We start from the raw sequence: 19434 nt of genomic DNA, 5'->3' as shown, positions 1-19434 counted from the left end.
CCCCTACCTTGCTTCGAGGTGCATATGGCCCAGAAAAACACGATTCCCGTCGTTCGCGGCGCGCTCGCTGGAGTCGCTGCGTACCTGTTCGGCTATCTCGTCACCTACCTTCTGGCCGCCCCGCGGCTCGATGACCTGTTTGCGGTGCAAGCGTTCGAGTTCTTCACGGGCGAAAATCCGGTCTGGAAGCTCACCGGATGGTTGTTCTACAACGAGCATTTCGTCTCCACAATCGTCCCACGCCTCGCGGGCTCTGACATGGTGAACTTTCTTGCAGAAAGCGACGACGGCAGCGCAACGCTGCTGTTCTTTCTCCCCGTCATTTTGCTCGTGGTCGCCGGAGCAATCGCCGCCCGTGGCCAGTCGGGTACGGGGACGTCCCAGCACGCGAAAGCCGGAGCGAGCGTCGTAATTGGCTACGTCCTTCCAGCACTCGTCGGCGCACAACTGTTCCGCCTCGAACTCGAGAACTCGACGGCTGGCCCCGACTTCGTCACGGCACTTCTCGTCGCGGGCTTGCTCTACCCACTCCTGTTCGGCGCGCTCGGTGGGTCGCTCGTCTCGTTCTACAGTTCTCGACAGACGAGCTCGCCCCAGTGAGCGAACTCGTGGCGGTCGTAGAACGCCTTCGCGCGTGCATTGTCGCCGTCCACGTCGAGAACGATGCGGTCGAGCGGGAGGTTCTGGTCGCGGGCGAGGGAGAGCGCACCCGCCATCAACTCGTCTGCGACGCCGGTTCCACGATACGCTGCCGCGACGAAAATCTCGTTGAGGACGGCTGCATCCCAAATCATCGACATGGTTTCTGGCAGCACGAACACGTAGCCGACCAGTTCGCCGTCGTCCACCGCGACAGTCAGACAGCGTTCGTCTGAGTCACAACACCGCGACACCCACGCCAGATACCGCTCGCGGTAATCGTCGGTGAGTTTCGCCTCATACTTCTCCTGCTTTTCGTCGCCGCCAGTCTCGCTGCCGAGACCTAATTCAAATTGCGTTTTGAGCGCCCACAGGCCCTCGCGGTCTGTCTCTGGGTCGTACGGTCGAATCATGCGTGTGCTTTCACACCCGGGAAGTCAAACCTTGCGCGTCTCTCGCAGCCGTCCCCAGATGACGATGAGGCTCGTCACGATGAGCAGGAGCTGCCAGCCAGATTGGGCGACAGGGAAGACTCTGTCCACTTCCGGTGGCTCTCTCCCGGGATTCGGGTCGATGCCGCTGTTGATGTGCACCTCCTGTGAGGAACCAATCGCGATGGGATCTGGATTGCTGGTCGAAAAGTCAACGAACGTTTGGACGATGCCGCGATTCGTAGAATAGATGAGTTCGCCCGAAACGCGGTAGAACTGGTCATGGACGGGATAGAACACGTTTGCGCCCGCCGTAAAAAGGTCGAGGCCGATGCCTGCGACGGCGAAGGCGAGAATGCTCACCCACGCAACTCTGAGCCCGCGTGCGCCCCATCGTTCACGGAGCCACGAGGGCTCTCGTCGGGAGTCTGCGTACACCACGCCCGCAGCGACGAGCGGGATGAGAAACGTATGTAACACCGAGCGGTGGCCGCCAGCGATGAAAAAGCCAGCGAACACATCGAGGTCGGGGAGGATGGTCACCCCGAGGATGACGGCGAGCGACCGCTTGTCGAAGGCGTCACCCAGCAGCCCCGCGGCGAGCAGCCCGGCAAGCGCGAGGTGGACAACGGTTGAGGGCATGGCACAATCTACCACGCGGGTCGCCCTGAGCATTTCGGGAAAACGTCGAAACCGTTTTACGATGAACGACGAACCCTTCGCCAATGACCGACCGCGGCGCACGTCGTGACCTCGCCGAGAAAATCGCTGGCGAGATCACGCTCAGCACAGACCCCGGGGCGACGCTCAGAAAGTGGCGCACCGACTTCGACATCTCACAGACCGACCTCGCAACGCAACTCGACGTCTCTTCGTCTGTCATCTCAGATTACGAAAGTGGGCGACGCAAAAGTCCGGGCATCGGCGTCATCAGACGCATCGTCGAAGCCTTGCTCGACATCGACGAACACCGCGGCGGCGGGCGCATTCGCCAGTACGCCCGCGTCCTCTCTGCGGGCTTCGAAAGCGACATCGTCCAAGACCTGCGCGAGTATCCAACAACCATCCCGCTCACCCGATTCTACAACGCTATCGACGCCACCGAAGTCGCTTCCGGGAACCAGTCAACCATCGCTGGCCACACCGTCGTAAACAGCATCGAAGCCATCACGCGCCTGTCGAGCGAGGAGTTTTATCGCCTCTACGGCCAGAGTACGAACCGCGCGCTCGTGTTCACCCACGTCACCCGTGGCGAATCGCCGCTCGTTGCCATGCGCGTCGTCACGCCCACCCCGAACGCGGTGGTGTTGCACGGCCTCACCGAAGATGACCTCTGGGAACACGCCCCGGCGCTCGCTCGCATTGATGGCTTCTCGCTCGCGGTGACGAACAAAGACTTAGAAGAGATGCTAGACGCGCTTCGACAGCTCCCCTAATTACGGCGCGGCGTCCATCCCCTGGTCGATGAGCCGTTGCATCTCCTCGCTTATCTCCTCGATTGCGACCATCACGTCCTCTGCGATGAGTTCGTGGCTCGTCATCGCCGTCTCGTCGGGATGGTCGGGTGCGTTCACAATTGTTTCGTAGGTGATCGTCCCGATAGCGTCGTCACCCTCCATGACCATCGCTTGGTCGACATCGAACTGGTCCATCAGTTCCTCGACTCGCGCGACTAATGTGTCTTTTCTGACCGTTACGAAATCCTTCCCACCGATTTTGACGTGTTTGTTCATCGTAGGTACCCTCAGTTGACGGTGCTGGCCTTGCAGACCGCCCGTCACACGTGTATCTACGCGGAGCAAGATAGTTAACTATCCGGACGATTCTCAGTGTGAGAGACCACAACCGACCGCTCGCGCCCAAAAAACAGCAGAAAAGTCGGAAGGGACCTTATTCGACGAACCGATATTTCCGTTCGTCCATGCGGCCCCAGCCGTCGAAGACGAACTCGTTTTGTGGGGTCGTGAACTCCTCTACGTCTACGTCTTTTGCGTGGTTGTGCACGTCGTGGATGTGCTCGTAGTCGTCGAAGCTAATCTCGTAGCGGTCGTCGAGGCGGTCGAGGATGTCGATGGCCTCAATCTCCTCCGCCCAGCCCTCTTGGACGATTTCTGAGTGAACTTCCGCCTGTGCGCCACTGCCGTAGGAGCCAACGAGGAGTTGCTCGCCGGTCATGTCCTCGCCTGCCTCGTAGGCCTTGATGAGGCCGCTGACGCGGGCGACGTGGACGGAGCCGGTGTACCAGTTGCCGACGTGGCGCGCGAGGTAGAGCGTTGGGTCGACCGTGTTCGCGTACCACTCTTGGTAGGCGTCGGTGCGTTTGAGGTCGTCCATGTAGGCCCGGATGGCCTCGGTGTAGTTCTCCTCTGAGTCGAAGTCGGCTTCGCGTGGCTGGCGGCCAATCTCCGGTTCGAGTTCATCCTCCACGTCGGTATCGCGGATGATGTGGCGGAACCCAAGAAGGGCGGCCTTGCGAACCATGCCGGGGAACGGCGTGTGGAACGGCGCGAGGTTCACGTCGTCGAGTTCGACTTTCCCTGCGACCGATTCGTAGTCTTCGAGCGCTTCGCGCATGCGGGCGAGATACACCTGCACCGAGCGCTTGCCGTCAACGCTTGGGAACTGCTGATTTGGTTTGAGGAAGTCCGTCTCGTCTGCGCTGCCAAAGCCCTGTTCGGTGCTGAGGCTGACGAGCGATGGGTCTTCGCTGATGAGCATGGCAACCGCACCGGCCCCTTGGGTCGCCTCACCGGGGTCGCCGCGGGCGTAGAGGGCGGTGTCCGTTGCAATTACGATTGCCGAGCGACCACGATGCCGTCCGGCACGAATCCAGTTGTAGGCGTCGTCGATAGACTGCGTGCCAGCGACACAGGCGAACTTACGCTCACCTTTGTTCGCGTGGTGGAAGTCGCCGTCGAACACCTGTTCGAGACACCCAGCGATGTACGTCGAGACGGGCTTTGAGTTGTCGAACGCGCTCTCGGTGGCCACGTCGATGCGGCCGATGTCGTCGGGCGTGAGGCCCTTTCGCTCCATCAGCTTGTAGGCGGCGTTCGCGCCCATCGTCACGATGTCTTCGTACACGTCCGGGAAGGAGCTCGCGTGGAGGCCGAGCCCTTTCGTATACTTCTCTGGGTCGTCGCCCATCTCCGGGGCGAACACCTCTGCGAGGTCCATTTTGAGCTTCCCTGTATGAATCTCAACGGCGTCAATTCCGACTTTTGTCATGGCTGTATCCTGTGTAGACCAACTATATGTGTTTGTCGTCTGGGCTATCGACAGGTGTCGAAAATTACGTCACGCAATAGCATGGCGTCGCGCCCTGACTGGTTGGGGTGGTTAGGTGACCGGACAGTAGATGATGTTCTCTCCGTCGCTGTTTTGCTCGACAATCGCTTTCTCTGCGGTCGTTTCGAGCGAGACAAGGACGACCACGTCTTGGAAGTCAGCCGAACTGCCGGTTTCGCTGTCTCCGAGTTCGAACAGGAAAATCGCCTGATTTTCGTCTAAGGTTACCGCCCCATCGTCAATATACGCCTGCATGTAGGTGTCAACGCTGTCTTGACCGCCGAATCCCTCGAAGTTCGGCACCGAATCGCCGTCTCGTAGGGTGTAGACGTAGATACCATCGTCGGCCACCGACGAGCGCGTACTCCCGTCGAAGTAACTGTACGACGACGCGGTTGCGATGACGGAAATTGCGTCACCCTTCTCGCGGTCTTCGAAGGTGTAGGTTCGTGGGTTGCCGTCGTCGTTCACGTCACTCCACGGCGTTGCACTGTCGCCACCTGCGGTCAACGCAAGCGAGATGGGGATGTTTGGGCCGTCCGCGCCGTAGGTGAAGCCAGTCCCGAGCACCGTCACTTCCGCCTCGTAATCGTCGTAGACGACGATTCGGCCGTTTTCGGTCTCGAAATGGCCGCGCTTTACCGGTACCTCCTGGGTGCTGATGATAGACGACGAGCGTCCGTCGTCGCTCTCGTAGATGAGCGACATATCGACTTCCGAACTGCTGCTCGAACACACCGTTTCGGTCGTGAGGTCGAGTGTGAGGTGTTCTCCGGGCGACCACTGACCGTCTGCGAGGGTGCCGGTGTTCGGAAGCGACTGACGCGACTGGGAACCCGACCCAGAGAGGACAATAGAGAGTGAGTCGCTCGGAATCGATTGCCCGCTTTCGAGCACGATATCAAGTGAATGCGCTGTGTCATTCTCCACGACGGAGACGTCAATCGCCCCGCTCGAAACGCCCATCGGAACCGGCTCGCCAAGCTCCTGCTCGAAGCTCAACGCCATCACGCCAACCACCGAAAATAAGGCCACGACGATGCCCATGAGCATCACGACACCGATTACTGGCGAGATTGCTCGTTCGTCGCTAATCCACCCACCGCGCTTCATTACATAAATTCACGGACTTCTTATATTTACAAATATTGGTAATAATAAACTAGTCTATAGTTCTGGGTTATGCTGCTTCGATGCGAACGTAATCGACGCGAATCTCGTGTTCGGTGTTGTCACCATTTCTGCTCGTATCTTCAATGATGAGATACACCTCGCCGTTGTCGTTGATGTAATCTACGGCGTCCTGCGAGAGTGGAACGGACGTTGTGATGTATTCAGTGCTGTCCGGAATCGTTTCGGTCGTCCCGAGATTATTGCCGTCTGCATCGACTACCCGAACACTGAAGTCCTCGTTTCCACTGCCGAGCACCCAGTGGCGAATCGTGAGGTCGTATCCCGTGCTGTCTGCGATGTTCGTGACGGCGAGGCCGGTGTCGAGGCCATACTTCGTCGAACCGCTCCCCGACGTTGGGGCTTCGGTGAACACGGCGGAGTTTCCGTTCTCAGCCTGCAGATTGTCGAAGTTTTCGATGTCTCCAATCGTCCCACTTGGGGGGATGCTCTCGTCTTCGTCCGTTTCAGGCTCTGGGCTCTCGTCGTCGTTGAAGCTGGTTGGATACGCAACGCTCTGTCCCGGCCCACCCGGCCCAGCCTCTGATTCCGGCGTGATGGTGAACGTCTCCGTGTACGTAACTCCTTGATACTCGTACTCGACGGTGATTTCGACCGGTTCGTCGGCCATGTCTTGTGGATTGTTGTTGTCGAGGAACTCGTACAGGTAGAACGTGGCGTCAGCGCCACCCGAGAGGATGGCAGACTGTTGTTCATTGTAGCCCTCGCCCGATTGGTTGACCCACATCGGCAGGTCGTCACCGTTGTTGATGTCGAACGTCCCGTCTCGGCTGTCGGCGTCGATGTGCAACTCGCTCTGCCACTGTCCTTGATTTCCAGACGGGTCGCTCAGTTCGTCGATGTTAGTGTCGTCCGGTTCGACGCGCACGTCGGTAATCGTGACCGCGTCGGTGTTGCCGTTGTTGACGCTGAAGAAGACGCCTGACTCCGTGCCATCGCCGGACTGGTCGGTCGCCACGGCGTCGCCGTTGTACGTAAGCGACGGTTCTTCGCCCTGCTCGACTATCAACGTAAACCGGTCTGTGTCCTCCGTCGTGGAGGCGACAACGGAGACGACGCCGGGTTGGGCGATGGTCGCTTCGGTGGAAACCGAACTGTCACCATCTCCGTCTGGGTCCTGTGAAACGTCGAGCGTCGGGTTCAGATTCGAGATGACGCTGCTGTTGTTGACCGTGAAATCGACGTTCGCGAAGGTCGACCCGAGGATGTCGGCCGTGAGCGTGAGTTTGCTGTTCGGGTCGTCGGACAGACGGTAGGTACAGACGCTCTCGGCACACGAGATGACGCCCTGTTCGTCCGCGATGTCGCCGTCGGATTGGTCTGCCCACTCGACGGTGTACTCATTCGGCTCGCTAGTTCCACCGCCCGTAGACACGTCGATGTTGTAGGTGACCGTTTGGAACGACTTGCTGCCATCGCTGATAGATAGCGCCACTGGGTCTGTATCTGCTAGCTCGACGTCCGGCGCGTCGTAGCGGAACGTCTGATGGCCACTTTCGTCGGTCGCTGTCGTTACCGGTGTTACCCGGCTGTGGCTCTCGTTTACGACGACTCCGCTCACGGGATTGTTGAGCGCGTCACGAACCTCTGCGGTGAACGTCACCGACTCGCCCGGTTCGACGCTCAGATTGGTGTCAGAAACCGACGTGAGGTAGGTCGCTTGCTCGTCTTGAATCTGGGTTCCAAGCCCCACCTTCGCCATCCGGAGCGTGTAGGTTTCACCGCCTTTGAGCCAGAGCGTAATCGTGTTCGGGTCACCCGTCGTGTACGTCGTTTGCTCTAAAAAGGCACTCTGGCCGTCGAGGGTTTCGTTCCACGCTTCCCAACTCATCCGCGTCGGGAGCGTGAGTTTGAGAGGGTCGGTGCCGTTGTTCGTGAGCGCTACGGTGTTGGTCGAAACGCTCACCGGCTTCGTATTCAGCGTAGCACTCCCCGTCGAAGATTCCTGATAGCTCCCGTTTACGAGTACGAGCGTGATTTGTCGCCCGTTGAGTACGCTCTGGTCTGCGAGCACCGTGTTGTTCTCGGTTCCTTCAAACGTGTTGTAGAGTACCGAGTTCTCGTACACGGTGTTCGGCGCGTTCGTATACTCGTTGTAGCCCGGTCGGTAGACGAGGCCCTTCGTCTCGTAGGTGCGCGTCGTCCCGTTCCAGTACTCGTAGTCCCCGACGGCAGTCGCGTTCGCTATCGAAACCGTCCCGAGTGGCACGGTTTCGAGCGTCCCACCGGGACGGCCCGGATTCACGGTGAACACGCGCGCTGCGTACTGCGTGCCGAGTGTGACCGACACCGGCTGGGCTGTGCCCGTGCCTGCGGTTCTGACGAGGGCGTTTCGCATCTCCACCAGCTGGTCTTGCACCTGGAGGTTGTGGTTAAATTCGACTTCCTTGTTGTTCTGCGGAACGACGGTTGCCTGATACAATGATAAAGCGATAATCAGCGTTGCAAACAGGAGCACGGCTCCAATCTGGATTGCTTGCCCCCGATTGTCGCCCCACAGTCGCATGGGCTATATCAGCAGGGAGTCAATAAAAAGTCTCTGCCAACTGACTATCTCGCGTTTCGGCTTATTCGTCGTCTTCTTCGACGACTTCGGGGTCGCTCATCGCGTTGTGGAGGCTGTCGAGACCGTTTACCCACTCGGTGACGAGTCCGTATTCGAGTTCTTCTGCGACGGCGAGGTCTAAGTCGTTGCCGTCGATGATGCGCGTGCCTGCTTGCACACAGTAGCCAAGCGCAGCGTCGAGGTCGTCTTCTGCTTCCGCGTCGCCTGCCGCGACGATGTACTCCTCGATGCTCGCATCCTCGGCCGCCCCATCGAGGATGTACTGCTCTGCGGCGTAGAACACACACAACAGCGAGGTCTGGACGCCGTCTACGAGCATGGCCTTCTCTTCGTCTTCGAACTCGACGTCCGCGAGGACGATTTCTCGGATCTTCGCAAGCTCCTCTTGGGCGGCCTCCGTGTCGATGTCACCGTCGGTGTGGCTGGTGACGACCTTCACAATCGCAATGGCCGTGTCGTCCTGTAAATTGAGCAACAGGCGAGCCGAGTCTTCGTCTTCTGGGTCGATTTCTTCTTGTTGAATCCGGTCTAACCAGTTCTGCCACCGGTCCTCGGTGTAGAACTCTCCAGGGGGCGTGCTCATACCGAGAGGAAACGGGTGATACGTGATAAGCCCTGTGTTCAGTAATCTATCGTGTCAATGTCATACACGGCCTTCGGTGTCTCGACGTGTGCGACCCGAACAGCCTCCTCGTAGCCCGATTCGAGCAACCAGTTCACCCGCCGCGGAACCGTTTTCGGCCCCAACACGGCCCCCGGCCGATCCGGGTCGTCGATGAAATCTGTCTCCATCAAAAACGGTTTGTCTTCGTCGAGGGCGGTTTCAAGACGGTCTGTATCTGCTAGCACACTCGGTGTTGGGCCATCGAGTTTGCCCACCGAGTAATGTTTGACAACTTTGTGGCGCGGGAGGCCGCGGGCTGCTGCCCACTCAGCAACGTCGGACAAATCCTCGCTTGTCTCGGTGTGGAGTTGTACCGCACAGTCGTGGGCTGCGCCGAGTGCGAAGACGTGTTTCATCACGTCGTTCGACGCCTCCCACACCGCGTCTGACACCTCGTAATGCGGTCGCCCGGACTTGAGCGCAAGCGCCCGTCCGTCTTCGACGAACTCGGCGGCCACGTCGAGCCCGGTCTGCATCAGGTCGCGCGCCTCCGCGGGTGAGAAGTCGCGCTCGCCAACCAGCCGCGAGATGAGTGCCGGATGGACGCCGAGGACGGCCCACGCGCGGCCGTCGAGAAGCTCAGTTGCCTGTTCAACCGCGCCAACGGTCAGCTCGAACACCTCACGAAAGTCGGCTGCGCCTTCGACCTCGCGGTCGAGCAGGTGCCACGAGGGTTTGTTGACCACGAGCAGGTGCGTGCCACCGGCGCGGGCGAAGTCTTTGACGGCTTCTTCGTTCCGACCGTACACCGGGTCAAGGTGCATATGGTTGTCGAGAATCGGGGTGTCGGGCATAGCAGAGTGCGGGGGACGCACGAAAAAAGGTCTTACTCGATGGTGATGGAATCGTGGGCGGCGTTGCGCAATGCGTCAGAGCGGCCGTGTTCGCCCGGCGCGATGGCGAGTGTGCGCACGCCGTGGCGGGAGGCCATTTCGAGAAGCGGCTTGAAATCCGTATCCCGGGAGGCAATCGCGAGTACGTCGATGGATTCGGTGACGATGAACTCGGTCGCATCGACGGCGAGTTTCACGTCCACGTCGCCGCTCGTGATGATGACCTCGAAGCCGCGGGCTTCTGCGGCCTGTATGAGCGCGGGCGTCGCGTGCTCGTCGAGATAGAGCCGTCGTGTCGCAAGCCATCCTGCTTGCGCTCCTGCCGTACGGACATCGTCTAAGTCAACACTGAACTCGTCGCGCAGCATGTTCGGTCCATCAACGAACAATCCCACCTTGGGTTCGTCGCGGTCGCCGAACGAATCCTCTGTAAGACCGGACATGCCTCCGCTACGGCCGGTAGAATAAAAGTGGTGACGATTGCCAAACCCGTCAGGTATGTTGAATTTGGGTGAAACGAAGTGTCCCCGCGAAGGGGTTGCGCGGACACGGTGTGAGTGTGGTTTGCTCACGGGAGCAGCCCGTGAGGGATGTCCCACGCCGGGCGCGTGGACGGATACAGGGTTGGGTGTCCCGCGTGGGATTTGGTCCCACGAGGACGGGATGACAGACACGTGGTGGATGACAGAAACGTGTGGTCTGCGAGAGAGCCAGACTGTCTGGCCGGGGCAGTCGGCGTGCGACTGCGTTATTCGACGGTTCCGTCGGTGGAGACGGAGCCTTCGGTGAGCGCACCGAGCGTCGCCTCCAGTTCGTAGGCGGGCGTCTCGATGGTCACTTCGGTGTCAGCAGAGACGTTGACGAACCGGATGTTGAGCGTGTAGCTCCCGTCTTCCTCGATTTCGGTCGCCTCTTTCTGGTCTTCGTAGTAGGCCCACGCGGCCTCACCAGCGTACTCGGCGTCTACGTTGCCGTTGACCGTCCACGTTTTTGGGGCCTCTTTTGGGCTGCTCCCTTTCATTGGGTAGCCCGCAGAGCGCCATGCGCCGTAGCCTTCGTAGACGACGTACACCTCTTCGTATCCCTCTGCTTTCAGCGCCGCAGCGCGAATCGAGGAGAGGTGGTGTGGGCAGTCACAGTAGGCGACGATTTTGTCTTCTTTTGGCCAGCTTGCGACGGGGTCGTTTTCCATCTCGCTCTTTGCGGGGCTGACGACCGCACCGTAGATGTGCGAGACGTTGTACTCAGACTGGCTGCGCGCGTCGAGGAAGCGCGCTTCACCGCGGACGTACCAGTAGTACGCAACGTCGAACGGGACGAGCGTAATCTCGGTTCCGTCGATGGTCTTTGACTCCCAGCGAGAGTCGTCGATTTCGACGTCTTCGAGCTGCATTTCGAACGCTGGCGGGTAGCCATCTTCTGGGTTGGAGTCTTCTGGAAGCTCCATCTCGTTGGTCGGACCGTCGAACGCGAGCCGTCCATCGGCGTCCGTTTCGACCGTCACCTTCGCCTGCTCGGTGGTGGTCGCTGCGGTCGTTGTTTCATTCCCGGTCGCGTTCTCGGTCGTGCCCTCAGTTGTCGTCGAGTCGGAATCGCCGCTGCTCGAACAGCCAGCGAGTCCAGCGAGGGCGGCCACGCCGGACACTTGAATGAAGCGTCGGCGGGTTGTGTTTCGGTTCGTCATCGTCAGTTTCGCCTTACAAACACGACCCCCATTATTATAGGCCGAGTAAGGCCGTGAAATCGGAAGCTTACCCCGTGCATAATGGTGTGTGCGCATCTCACGCATACAATTTCGCTGGGAGCCGAAATCGCCCGCTTAACCGTTCAAAACACCAGCATTGTGAACTGTACACGATTTTTATCACTTTGCTGTCGTGCCATGAGTGCGCACACGCAACTCCAAAACGTTACTTGGCGGGGGTGCGACCGGACAGATATGGGCCTTCTGCAACCACCACTGCACGGCGTCCACGACGCCCGCGGTGCGAAGTTCACCGAATTCGGCGGCTGGGATATGCCCGTCGAGTTCGACTCAATCCGAACCGAACACGACAGCGTTCGGGAGACCGCCGGTATCTTCGACGTGAGTCACATGGGCGAAATCACCGTCTCCGGCCCCGACGCCGAGGCGCTCATGCAGCGGCTCACTTCGAACGATGTGACGGCGCTCTCTCCGGGTGACGCACAGTATTCGATGATTACGAACGACGACGGCGTCATCTTAGACGACACCGTCGTCTACCGGCTGCCGGAGGACGTAGACGGCGACTATCTGTTCATCCCGAACGCGGGCCACGACGAACAGATGGAACGGCGCTGGAAACAGCACCGCGACGAGTGGGACCTCGACGCCACAATCGAGAACGTCACCGCCGATTGGGCGATGTTCGCGCTCCAAGGCCCAGAGGCAGAAGACCTGCTCATCGAGGCCGTCGATGACCACACGCCGGACGAGCCAACCCTTGTCCAGAATCTGCGCAAATTCACGGCAACGACCGTTTCGTTCGATGGCGCACAGTGCATCGTCGCGCGCACCGGCTACACGGGCGAAGACGGCTTTGAAATCCTCGCACCGTGGGACGACGCCGAAGCGGTGTGGTCGCTGTTCGACGCCCAGCCGTGTGGGCTTGGCGCGCGCGACACGCTCCGCATGGAGATGGGGTTCCTGCTCTCCGGGCAGGATTTCAACGCCGAAGAAAACCCACGGACGCCGTACGAAACGGGCCTCAGTTTCACCGTAAAACTCGACACGGACTTCATCGGCCGCGACGCGCTCGAAGCCCAACAGGCAGAGGGCGTCGCAGAGAAGTTCGTTGGCTTCCAACTCGTCGAGCGCGGCGTCCCCCGGCACGGCTACGATATTACTAACACGGATGAGGAGCATATCGGCACAGTGACGAGCGGGACGATGAGCCCAACGCTGGGCGAACCCATCGGGCTTGGGTACGTTCCCGTTTCCTACGCAGAGCCGGAGACGACGATTCACGTCCTCGTCCGCGGCAAACCAAAGAAAGCAGTCATCAAATCACTCCCCTTCAACCAATGACATTCGACATACCAGACGACCGCAAATATCAGGAATCGCACGAATGGGCACGCTCGGCAGACGGAACCGCAAAAATCGGCATCACCGACTTTGCCCAGGACGAACTTGGCGACATCGTGTTCGTTGAACTGCCCGCCGTTGGCGACGACGTGAGTCAAGGCGCAGAGTTCGGCGTGGTCGAATCCATCAAAGCCGTCTCCGACCTCTATGCGCCGGTTTCGGGCACGGTCACGGCGGTCAACGAACAGGTGTTCGACGCGCCAGAACTCGTAAACGACGACCCGTACGGCGAGGGTTGGATGCTCGAACTCGAACTCGCAGACGAGAGCGAACTCGACTCCCTCCTCACGCCCGAGGCGTACGCAGACCAAATCGCGTAACGACGCGACTCTTTTTCATGTGTCCCGGTGTCGTGACCCAATGCACAGACATGTATCGCGCCTGCGCTGACGTACTGTCGATACACACCGTCGTGATAATCGACGCAATCATATGCCATTGTCTGTAACACCCAACCATCGTGCGGCCACAAACCGGACAACAGCGTTTCTTTGCAAACTATGAGTGACTCAGCAACACCAGGCAGTCCGTTCGCTCCGCATACGCCAGCAGAAACGGAGGCGATGCTCGACGTACTCTCCGTCGCGAGCGAAGAGGAACTGTTCGACATTCCAGACGACATCAAATTCGACGGCAACTTCGGCATCAAACAGCGCAGTGAACAGGACGTCCGCGCACGCGCAGAAAAGATGTTGAATCGCAACGCCTCGCTCACCGAGTTCCTCGGCCGAGGCCACTACAGCCACTACATTCCGTCGCTCGTGGACAACCTCTCGATTCGCTCTGAGTTTCTGACTTCATACACACAGTACCAACCCGAAGTCGCCCAAGGCTTCCTGCAAGTGCTGTTCGAATACCAGTCGATGCTGGTCGAACTCACAGGCCTCGAAGTCGCCAACTGTTCGATGTACGACGCGGCCACCGCACTCGGCGAGGCGGCGACGCTCGCACACCGCCTGCGTCAGACCTCTGGTCACCGCGTACTCGTCCCCAAGTCCATCTCCGAGGGCCGTCGCGACGTGCTCGAAAACTACGTCGATGGCTCCGAGATGGTCGTCGAATCGTTCCCCATGGGTGACGGCAACGCGGACGTAGACGCACTCGCCGAAATCATCGATGACGACGTGGTCATGATTTACGCAGAGAACCCGACCGTCCGCGGGACAATCGAAGAAAATCTCGCAAAACTCGGCAAACTCGCCCACGACCACGACGCGATTTTCACCCTCGGCAGTGACCCCGTCGCACTCTCACTGCTCGAAAAACCCGCAGACGTTGGCGCGGACGTCGTGGTCGGCGACGCCTCCACGCTCGGCATCCCGACGAGCTACGGCATGGGGCTTGGCATCTTCGCCTGCCGCGAGAAGTTCCTCCGGCAGGTTCCTGGCCGCCTCGTTGGCATCTCTGAGGATTCGGCTGGCATGCGTGCGTACACGCTCACGCTCCAGACGCGCGAACAGCACATCCGCCGCGAGCGCGCCACCTCGAACATCTGCTCGAATCAGGCGTGGGTCGCACTCCGTGCGGCGATGCACATTTCGATGCTCGGCCCTGACGGGCTCGTTGACCTCGCAAAAGATTGTGTGACGCGCCCGGAAGAACTCGCAGAACGACTTGACAGCATCAGCGGCGTCCAAGCGCCGGTACACGACCGCTATCACTTCCGTGAGTTCGTTGCCCACACCGACCAACCCGCGGCAGCGATCGTTTCAGACCTCGCAGAGAAAGGCTTCGCCGTCCATCAAGTCGGTGAACACGAGGTCCAAGTGTGCGTCACCGAAACGAACGCCGTCGCCGTCGATGAGTTCGTCGCGGCATTCACGGAGGTCGCCTAGATGTTCTACGACCAAGCCCGCTGGACGGACGACTCTGGCGACGTGTACGAACCGCTCCTCTCTGAGAAGAGTTCGAAAGACGTGAAAATCGAGAACTCGCCGCTTCCGGCCTCGCTCACGCGAGACTCACTCGAACTCCCAGACCTTTCAGAGCCCGAACTTGCACGCCACTACACCCGGCTGAGCCAGATGAACTATGGCATCGAGTCGGGGCCGTTCCCGCTTGGCAGTTGTACGATGAAGTACAACCCGAAGTTTACCGACGATATCTCGACGATTCCCGCGGGAGCCGTCCACCCCGAACGCCCGGACGAGACGATTCAGGGGACGCTCGAACTGCTCTACAAACTGCAGGACTACCTCGGGCGCATCGGCGGCATGGACGCCGTCACGCTCCAGCCACCCGCGGGCGCGGCCGGTGAGTTCACGGGCATCCTCATCGCCAAAGCCTTCCACGAGGCGAACGGCGACGACGAACGCACGGAAATCATTGTCCCGGATTCGGCACACGGAACCAACTTCGCAACTGCGGCGCTCGCGGGCTACGACGTGGTTTCCCTGCCGAGCAACGACGACGGGCGCGTTGACTTAGACGCCCTTGAAGCTGCGGTGTCTGAAAAGACAGCGGCGCTCATGCTCACGAACCCGAACACGCTTGGCCTGTTCGAGCGCGACATCGAGCAAATCGCCACACTCGTCCACGACGCTGGCGGCTTGCTCTACTACGACGGCGCGAATCTGAACGCGCTGCTCGGCCGGGCGCGCCCCGGCGACATGGGCTTCGACATCATGCACTACAACGTCCACAAGACGTTCGCCACGCCCCACGGCGGGGGCGGGCCGGGTGCTGGCCCGGTCGGGGTCACAGAGCGCCTCAAAGAGTTCCTCCCACGCCCGCATATCAAGCGCCACAAGGGTGGCTACAAACTCGCAGACCCCGAACAGTCGATTGGCAAGGTCCACGGCTTCCACGGCAACTGGCTCGTCCTCGTCCGGGCGTTTGCCTACATCGACCGGCTTGGCGACGCGGGCCTCTCGGATGCGAGCGCGAAAGCGGTGCTTAATGCGAACTATCTCGCAAGCCAGATTGACTACGAGGTGCCTTACGGCCCGTTCCACCACGAGTTCGTCGCCAGTGCAGGCGACCAAGACGCAGCCGACGTGGCAAAGCGCATGCTTGACTTCGGCGTCCACCCGCCAACGACGAAGTGGCCGGACATCGTCTCGCAGGCGCTCATGACCGAACCGACGGAAATCGAGAACCGTGAGACGTTAGACCAGCTCGCCACCGCATTCAACAACGTCGTTGGCGAAGACACCGAGGTACTCGAAGCCGCACCAAGTCGGACGGCCGCCCGCAGAATCGACCAAGTACAGGCTGCCCGCAACCCACAGCTCTCCTGGCACGCGCTCGACGCTGACGAATAACCAACAGTCAGTTAATTCCGATTGTTTTGCCACCAAATAAATAAAGTAGCGCATGCCCATACTCCCCAAATGGATGCTTGACAAACTCGACCGACGGCGAGTACTCATCCTCTCTGCCGCCGTAATCGTCGTCCTTTCGCTGCTGGTTTTCGCCAATCCGACGACGGTTCAAGACGCCTCTCGGATCTCTTCCCTCCAACAAACCCCCGAAGGCGTCCATCTCGTCGAAGCCGACGCCAACAGCACGGCGAGACTGTGGCCGTACACGAGTCGGTCGCACTCGTTCAGCGAGCGGACGCTCCCTATCAACATGATTGTGACAGGGAACGCGACGCGCGTTCGGTATATCTTGATGGAGCAGACGGACGCGGAGTGGAACGTCACGCGAGACGAATGGGTGCCTGCCCAACCTGAGAAACCCGTCGGCCAACAGCCCGGCCCGCGCATCAACTGGGGGAGTACGCGCGGTGCAGACCGCTATGTCTATATTCACAATCCCGCCGGACAGACTGGCGTGACCGGGGTAGACCCCACGAATCAGGGTGGCATCTGGGTTCCAGAAACGTACCAGGTTCACGACGGCACGTATCTCGGCACGCGCACGCACATCCGCCTCTACGCGGGTGGTTCGGGCGAGTCTGCGTGGACGGCCATGCAAATCCACCACGAACACTGGGATTGGTTCCGGCTCCGTCACACCGTCGGGAGCCTCGAAAAGGGCCGGACAGAAGTCGAACGCGACCTCATCGGCGCGCCGTTCGTGACGGACGTCACGAGAGAGTATCACGCGACACGCCGCACCATCGACGCGGACGGCTGGACAACCATCATCGACCTCGATGAAGGGTATCGAAGCGGCGTCGAACTGGACGACACGAATTCGACTGCGCTGTCGCTCGCCTCACTGCTCGGACTCGCGCTGGTTCCCGCACTCTCTCGGCGCACGGACGACGTGCTGGACGAGGTACGCGAACGCAGTGCGCAATGGCCGCTCCCGCCTCGAAGCGTGCTCTTGTTCGGCTCGATGGTCACCATCATGCTGGCCGTCAGAGTCGGTGCCGTCGCCGTCGAGTCGTGGGGCATCACGGAGTCGCCAAAGCTCATCGCGGCGTTCTTCTACCCGATGATCGCGGGCGGGATTCCGCTCACGGCGTACCTCCTCGCCAAGCCGCTCGAGCGCGACGATGCGTTCTTCCTCGCCATGTTCGGCCTTGGCTTTGGGATTCTCGCAGACTACGCCTACATCGATATCGAGGTGATTCCGGTGAACGTCATGCTCCACCGCATTGTGCTCTCGGTGGCCATTGGGATTATCGCAGCTGGCGGCGCGCGGTACGGGGCTGGCGACGGACGGATTAATCGCCACTTTATCGGCGGCATCGTCCTCTGGGTGTGCTCGCTCGTCTGGCCACTGCTCGGCTGGGTGTAAGAAATCTATAATTTTTTTAGGATTCACGCAGTAGGACGGAACACGTCAACGAGACTGCATTAGGCCCCTCGTAGTAACTGTGTAGTAAACGCTTTCACTACGAAAGCGTCTGACTCCGATTGAACGACGCCGACTTCCATTTCGGCCACCTTCACCATGTCCCCTGACCCTCCCTCTCCGTCTGCCCCTTCGCTATCGCTTCGTCGCCGCGACCTGCTCGCGGGTCTCGCGAGCGGCGGTCTCCTCGCCACCAGCGGGTGTATTCGCCAACTCCGCTCGCTCGCAAACCGCGATACTCCAGAGCAGGTTTCACTGTCGATAAAGACCGTCCCCGCAGATGCAGACCCCCGGTGTACGCACATCGCGCGCCAACTCTCGTCGAATCTGAACGAGGTTGGCATCGAAACCTCGATTGTCCCGATGACCGAGGAGGAACTCCTACGCGATACGTTGTTGAACCAGTCGTTCGACATCTACGTGATGCGCCATCCGGCGACCGATGGCGATACGTTCCTCTACTCGCTGCTCCACTCACGATTCGACGCAGAACCCGGCTGGCAGAACCCGTTTGGGTACGCAAATCTCGGCGTCGACGACCTGCTCGACAGCCAACGCCGCCAAGCGGGCAACGCCCGCGTCAAAACCCTCCACGAGACCCAAGTGGCCGTCGCGCGCGACCAGCCGTTCGCGCCAGTCGCCATTCCAGACGAGATACGGGCGACCCAAGGCGACCGCTTCGCTGGCTGGTCTGCGGCCGACATGCACACGCCGCTCGGGTATCTCCGCCTTCGCTCGACGGTGGACGTAACAGAACCGACGACACCGACGAATCAAACCGCGAACGAGACAGATACCACTCAAGAGCCGACTCAGCCGCCGCTTCGGATGACGCTTACGGATGCTCGTGCAACGCGGAATCTCAACCCGATTGCCGTTGAGTTTCGCGGTGACGGCGACATCACGGACCTGTTGTACGACCCACTTGCCCGCCGCATCGACGGCGAGCTCGTCCCGTGGCTTGCCCGCTCGTGGGAGTGGGTGGAGTCGACCGGACCCGGGCCAACCGCAGAACTCACCCTCCGCGACGATCTCCAATGGCACGACGGCACGCCCATCACCGGCGAGGACGTATCGTTCACCTACGACTTCGTAACCGACACGTCTGTCGGAGAGTTGGAAAGTCCGGTTCCAGCCCCGCGATTCCGGGACCGCTCGACGCTCGTGGCCGACGCAATTGAAACGGGCGACCGCACCGTCCGCATCGAGTTTGAAGCCGTCAGCCGTGAAGTGGCAACGGCGGCGTTCACGCTTCCCCTGCTCCCAAAGCACATCTGGGAGACGAAAACCGGCCAAGCCACAATTGCCGGTCTCGACACCGGTGGCGGGGTGACCGAAGCGCTCATCTGGAGCAACGAAACGCCTGTTGGCTCGGGACCGCTTAAATTCGTGAGCGCAGAAGGCGGTGCGTCGCTGACGCTTGCGCCGTTCGAGGCACACTTCCTCAGCCAGAGCGAGTTCGACGGGCCACTCGCGCCGTATCAAGGTGGGTTCGAGCCCTCGGCACTCGAATTCACCGTCGTGCCCTCCGATGGGGCGGCGCTTGCGCTGTTAGAAGAAGACGAAGTCGATGCGACGGCCTCGCCACTCGGCGCTGATGTCATCGCCGAGATTGGCCGGTCCGATGCGCTCAGACTGCACGTCTCGAAGCCGTCGTCGTTCTACCACGTCGGATTTAACGTCCGTCAGTCGCCGCTCAGCAACCCGCGCTTTCGCCGGGCGGTTGCGCAACTGCTCGACAAACAGTACATCGTAAGCGAGGTGTTCGGTGGCTATGCAGAGCCGATTGCCTCGCCGCTTGCCCCGTATCCCGAGATCGCACCGAATCTGGTCTGGGCGGATACAGACCCTGAACTTCCCTTCCCGGGTGAGGACGGCACGCTCGACGTGGAACTCGCAAAAGAATCATTCCGCGAAGCTGGCTTCCGATACAACGAATCCGGCGAACTTCTGAGGCGATAAGC

18 protein-coding genes are annotated in these 19434 nt (G+C 60.3%); 8 read left to right on the top strand and 10 right to left on the bottom strand.

What is annotated here, in order from left to right:
• The first annotated feature begins 24 nt into the window (after positions 1 to 24).
• Positions 25 to 600 carry a hypothetical protein gene (locus V5N47_RS03325; protein WP_338729431.1) on the top strand — a complete coding sequence of 192 codons (576 nt, stop codon included), beginning with the start codon at positions 25 to 27 and terminating at the stop codon, positions 598 to 600.
• Here V5N47_RS03325 and V5N47_RS03320 read toward each other — a convergent pair.
• On the bottom strand, positions 567 to 1052 hold the full coding sequence (locus V5N47_RS03320) for a GNAT family N-acetyltransferase (protein WP_338729430.1): 486 nt from the start codon (positions 1050 to 1052) through the stop codon (positions 567 to 569). The two genes, V5N47_RS03325 and V5N47_RS03320, sit on opposite strands and share 34 nt — an antisense overlap.
• A gap of 24 nt (positions 1053 to 1076) precedes the next feature.
• The gene (locus V5N47_RS03315; RefSeq protein ID WP_338729429.1) at positions 1077 to 1712 is read right to left on the bottom strand and encodes a metal-dependent hydrolase; all 636 of its coding nucleotides are present in this window, start codon (positions 1710 to 1712) and stop codon (positions 1077 to 1079) included.
• 83 nt (positions 1713 to 1795) lie between these two features.
• Between V5N47_RS03315 and V5N47_RS03310 the strand changes: the two genes are divergently transcribed.
• Positions 1796 to 2506 (top strand): helix-turn-helix domain-containing protein, encoded by a 711-nt coding sequence (locus V5N47_RS03310; protein ID WP_338729428.1) that lies wholly within the window; start codon positions 1796 to 1798, stop codon positions 2504 to 2506.
• Here the strand turns inward: V5N47_RS03310 and V5N47_RS03305 are convergent, their stop codons facing one another.
• The 8 genes from V5N47_RS03305 to V5N47_RS03270 all read right to left on the bottom strand — a co-directional run bounded on the left by V5N47_RS03305 (position 2507) and on the right by V5N47_RS03270 (position 11296).
• Positions 2507 to 2722: a hypothetical protein gene (locus V5N47_RS03305; RefSeq protein WP_338729427.1), complete on the bottom strand. Its 216-nt coding sequence runs from the start codon at positions 2720 to 2722 to the stop codon at positions 2507 to 2509.
• 238 nt (positions 2723 to 2960) lie between these two features.
• On the bottom strand, positions 2961 to 4298 hold the full coding sequence (gene hmgB / locus V5N47_RS03300; RefSeq protein ID WP_338729426.1) for a hydroxymethylglutaryl-CoA synthase: 1338 nt from the start codon (positions 4296 to 4298) through the stop codon (positions 2961 to 2963).
• A 111-nt stretch (positions 4299 to 4409) separates the two neighbouring features.
• Complete coding sequence (locus V5N47_RS03295; protein WP_338729425.1) at positions 4410 to 5471, bottom strand: type IV pilin N-terminal domain-containing protein; 1062 nt, start codon at positions 5469 to 5471, stop codon at positions 4410 to 4412.
• Positions 5472 to 5538: 67 nt separating this feature from the next.
• Positions 5539 to 8055, bottom strand: a complete 2517-nt coding sequence (locus tag V5N47_RS03290) for a hypothetical protein (RefSeq protein ID WP_338729424.1) — start codon at positions 8053 to 8055, stop codon at positions 5539 to 5541.
• A 61-nt stretch (positions 8056 to 8116) separates the two neighbouring features.
• Entirely contained in the window at positions 8117 to 8698 is a 582-nt protein-coding gene (locus V5N47_RS03285; protein WP_338729423.1) for a DUF2150 family protein, read from the bottom strand.
• A 38-nt stretch (positions 8699 to 8736) separates the two neighbouring features.
• Positions 8737 to 9573, bottom strand: coding sequence for a TatD family hydrolase (locus tag V5N47_RS03280; RefSeq protein WP_338729422.1), 837 nt, complete (start codon positions 9571 to 9573; stop codon positions 8737 to 8739).
• A gap of 32 nt (positions 9574 to 9605) precedes the next feature.
• Positions 9606 to 10055: an NYN domain-containing protein gene (locus V5N47_RS03275; RefSeq protein ID WP_338729421.1), complete on the bottom strand. Its 450-nt coding sequence runs from the start codon at positions 10053 to 10055 to the stop codon at positions 9606 to 9608.
• 305 nt (positions 10056 to 10360) lie between these two features.
• A complete protein-coding gene (locus V5N47_RS03270) occupies positions 10361 to 11296 on the bottom strand; it encodes a rhodanese-like domain-containing protein (RefSeq protein WP_338729420.1) in 936 nt (311 codons plus the stop codon).
• Positions 11297 to 11551: 255 nt separating this feature from the next.
• Between V5N47_RS03270 and gcvT the strand changes: the two genes are divergently transcribed.
• From gcvT to V5N47_RS03240, 6 genes are all read left to right on the top strand, one after another.
• Positions 11552 to 12661: a glycine cleavage system aminomethyltransferase GcvT gene (gcvT, locus tag V5N47_RS03265; RefSeq protein ID WP_338729419.1), complete on the top strand. Its 1110-nt coding sequence runs from the start codon at positions 11552 to 11554 to the stop codon at positions 12659 to 12661.
• Positions 12658 to 13041 carry a glycine cleavage system protein GcvH gene (gene gcvH, locus V5N47_RS03260; protein WP_338729418.1) on the top strand — a complete coding sequence of 128 codons (384 nt, stop codon included), beginning with the start codon at positions 12658 to 12660 and terminating at the stop codon, positions 13039 to 13041. The genes gcvT and gcvH overlap by 4 nt, the downstream gene beginning before the upstream one ends.
• Before the next feature lie 180 nt (positions 13042 to 13221).
• Positions 13222 to 14556, top strand: a complete 1335-nt coding sequence (gene gcvPA / locus V5N47_RS03255) for an aminomethyl-transferring glycine dehydrogenase subunit GcvPA (protein WP_338729417.1) — start codon at positions 13222 to 13224, stop codon at positions 14554 to 14556.
• Positions 14557 to 15984 (top strand): aminomethyl-transferring glycine dehydrogenase subunit GcvPB, encoded by a 1428-nt coding sequence (gcvPB, locus tag V5N47_RS03250; RefSeq protein ID WP_338729416.1) that lies wholly within the window; start codon positions 14557 to 14559, stop codon positions 15982 to 15984. It abuts the gene before it with no gap.
• Between the two features lie 52 nt (positions 15985 to 16036).
• Positions 16037 to 17413: a hypothetical protein gene (locus V5N47_RS03245; RefSeq protein ID WP_338729415.1), complete on the top strand. Its 1377-nt coding sequence runs from the start codon at positions 16037 to 16039 to the stop codon at positions 17411 to 17413.
• A 156-nt stretch (positions 17414 to 17569) separates the two neighbouring features.
• Entirely contained in the window at positions 17570 to 19432 is a 1863-nt protein-coding gene (locus V5N47_RS03240; protein WP_338729414.1) for an ABC transporter substrate-binding protein, read from the top strand.
• Positions 19433 to 19434: the final 2 nt, after the last annotated feature.

Source organism: Haladaptatus sp. DJG-WS-42, from assembly GCF_037198285.1.
Taxonomy (GTDB): domain Archaea; phylum Halobacteriota; class Halobacteria; order Halobacteriales; family Halococcaceae; genus QDMS2.
Note: the sequence above shows the minus strand (reverse complement) of the source record. Positions and strands in the feature narration are given on the sequence as shown.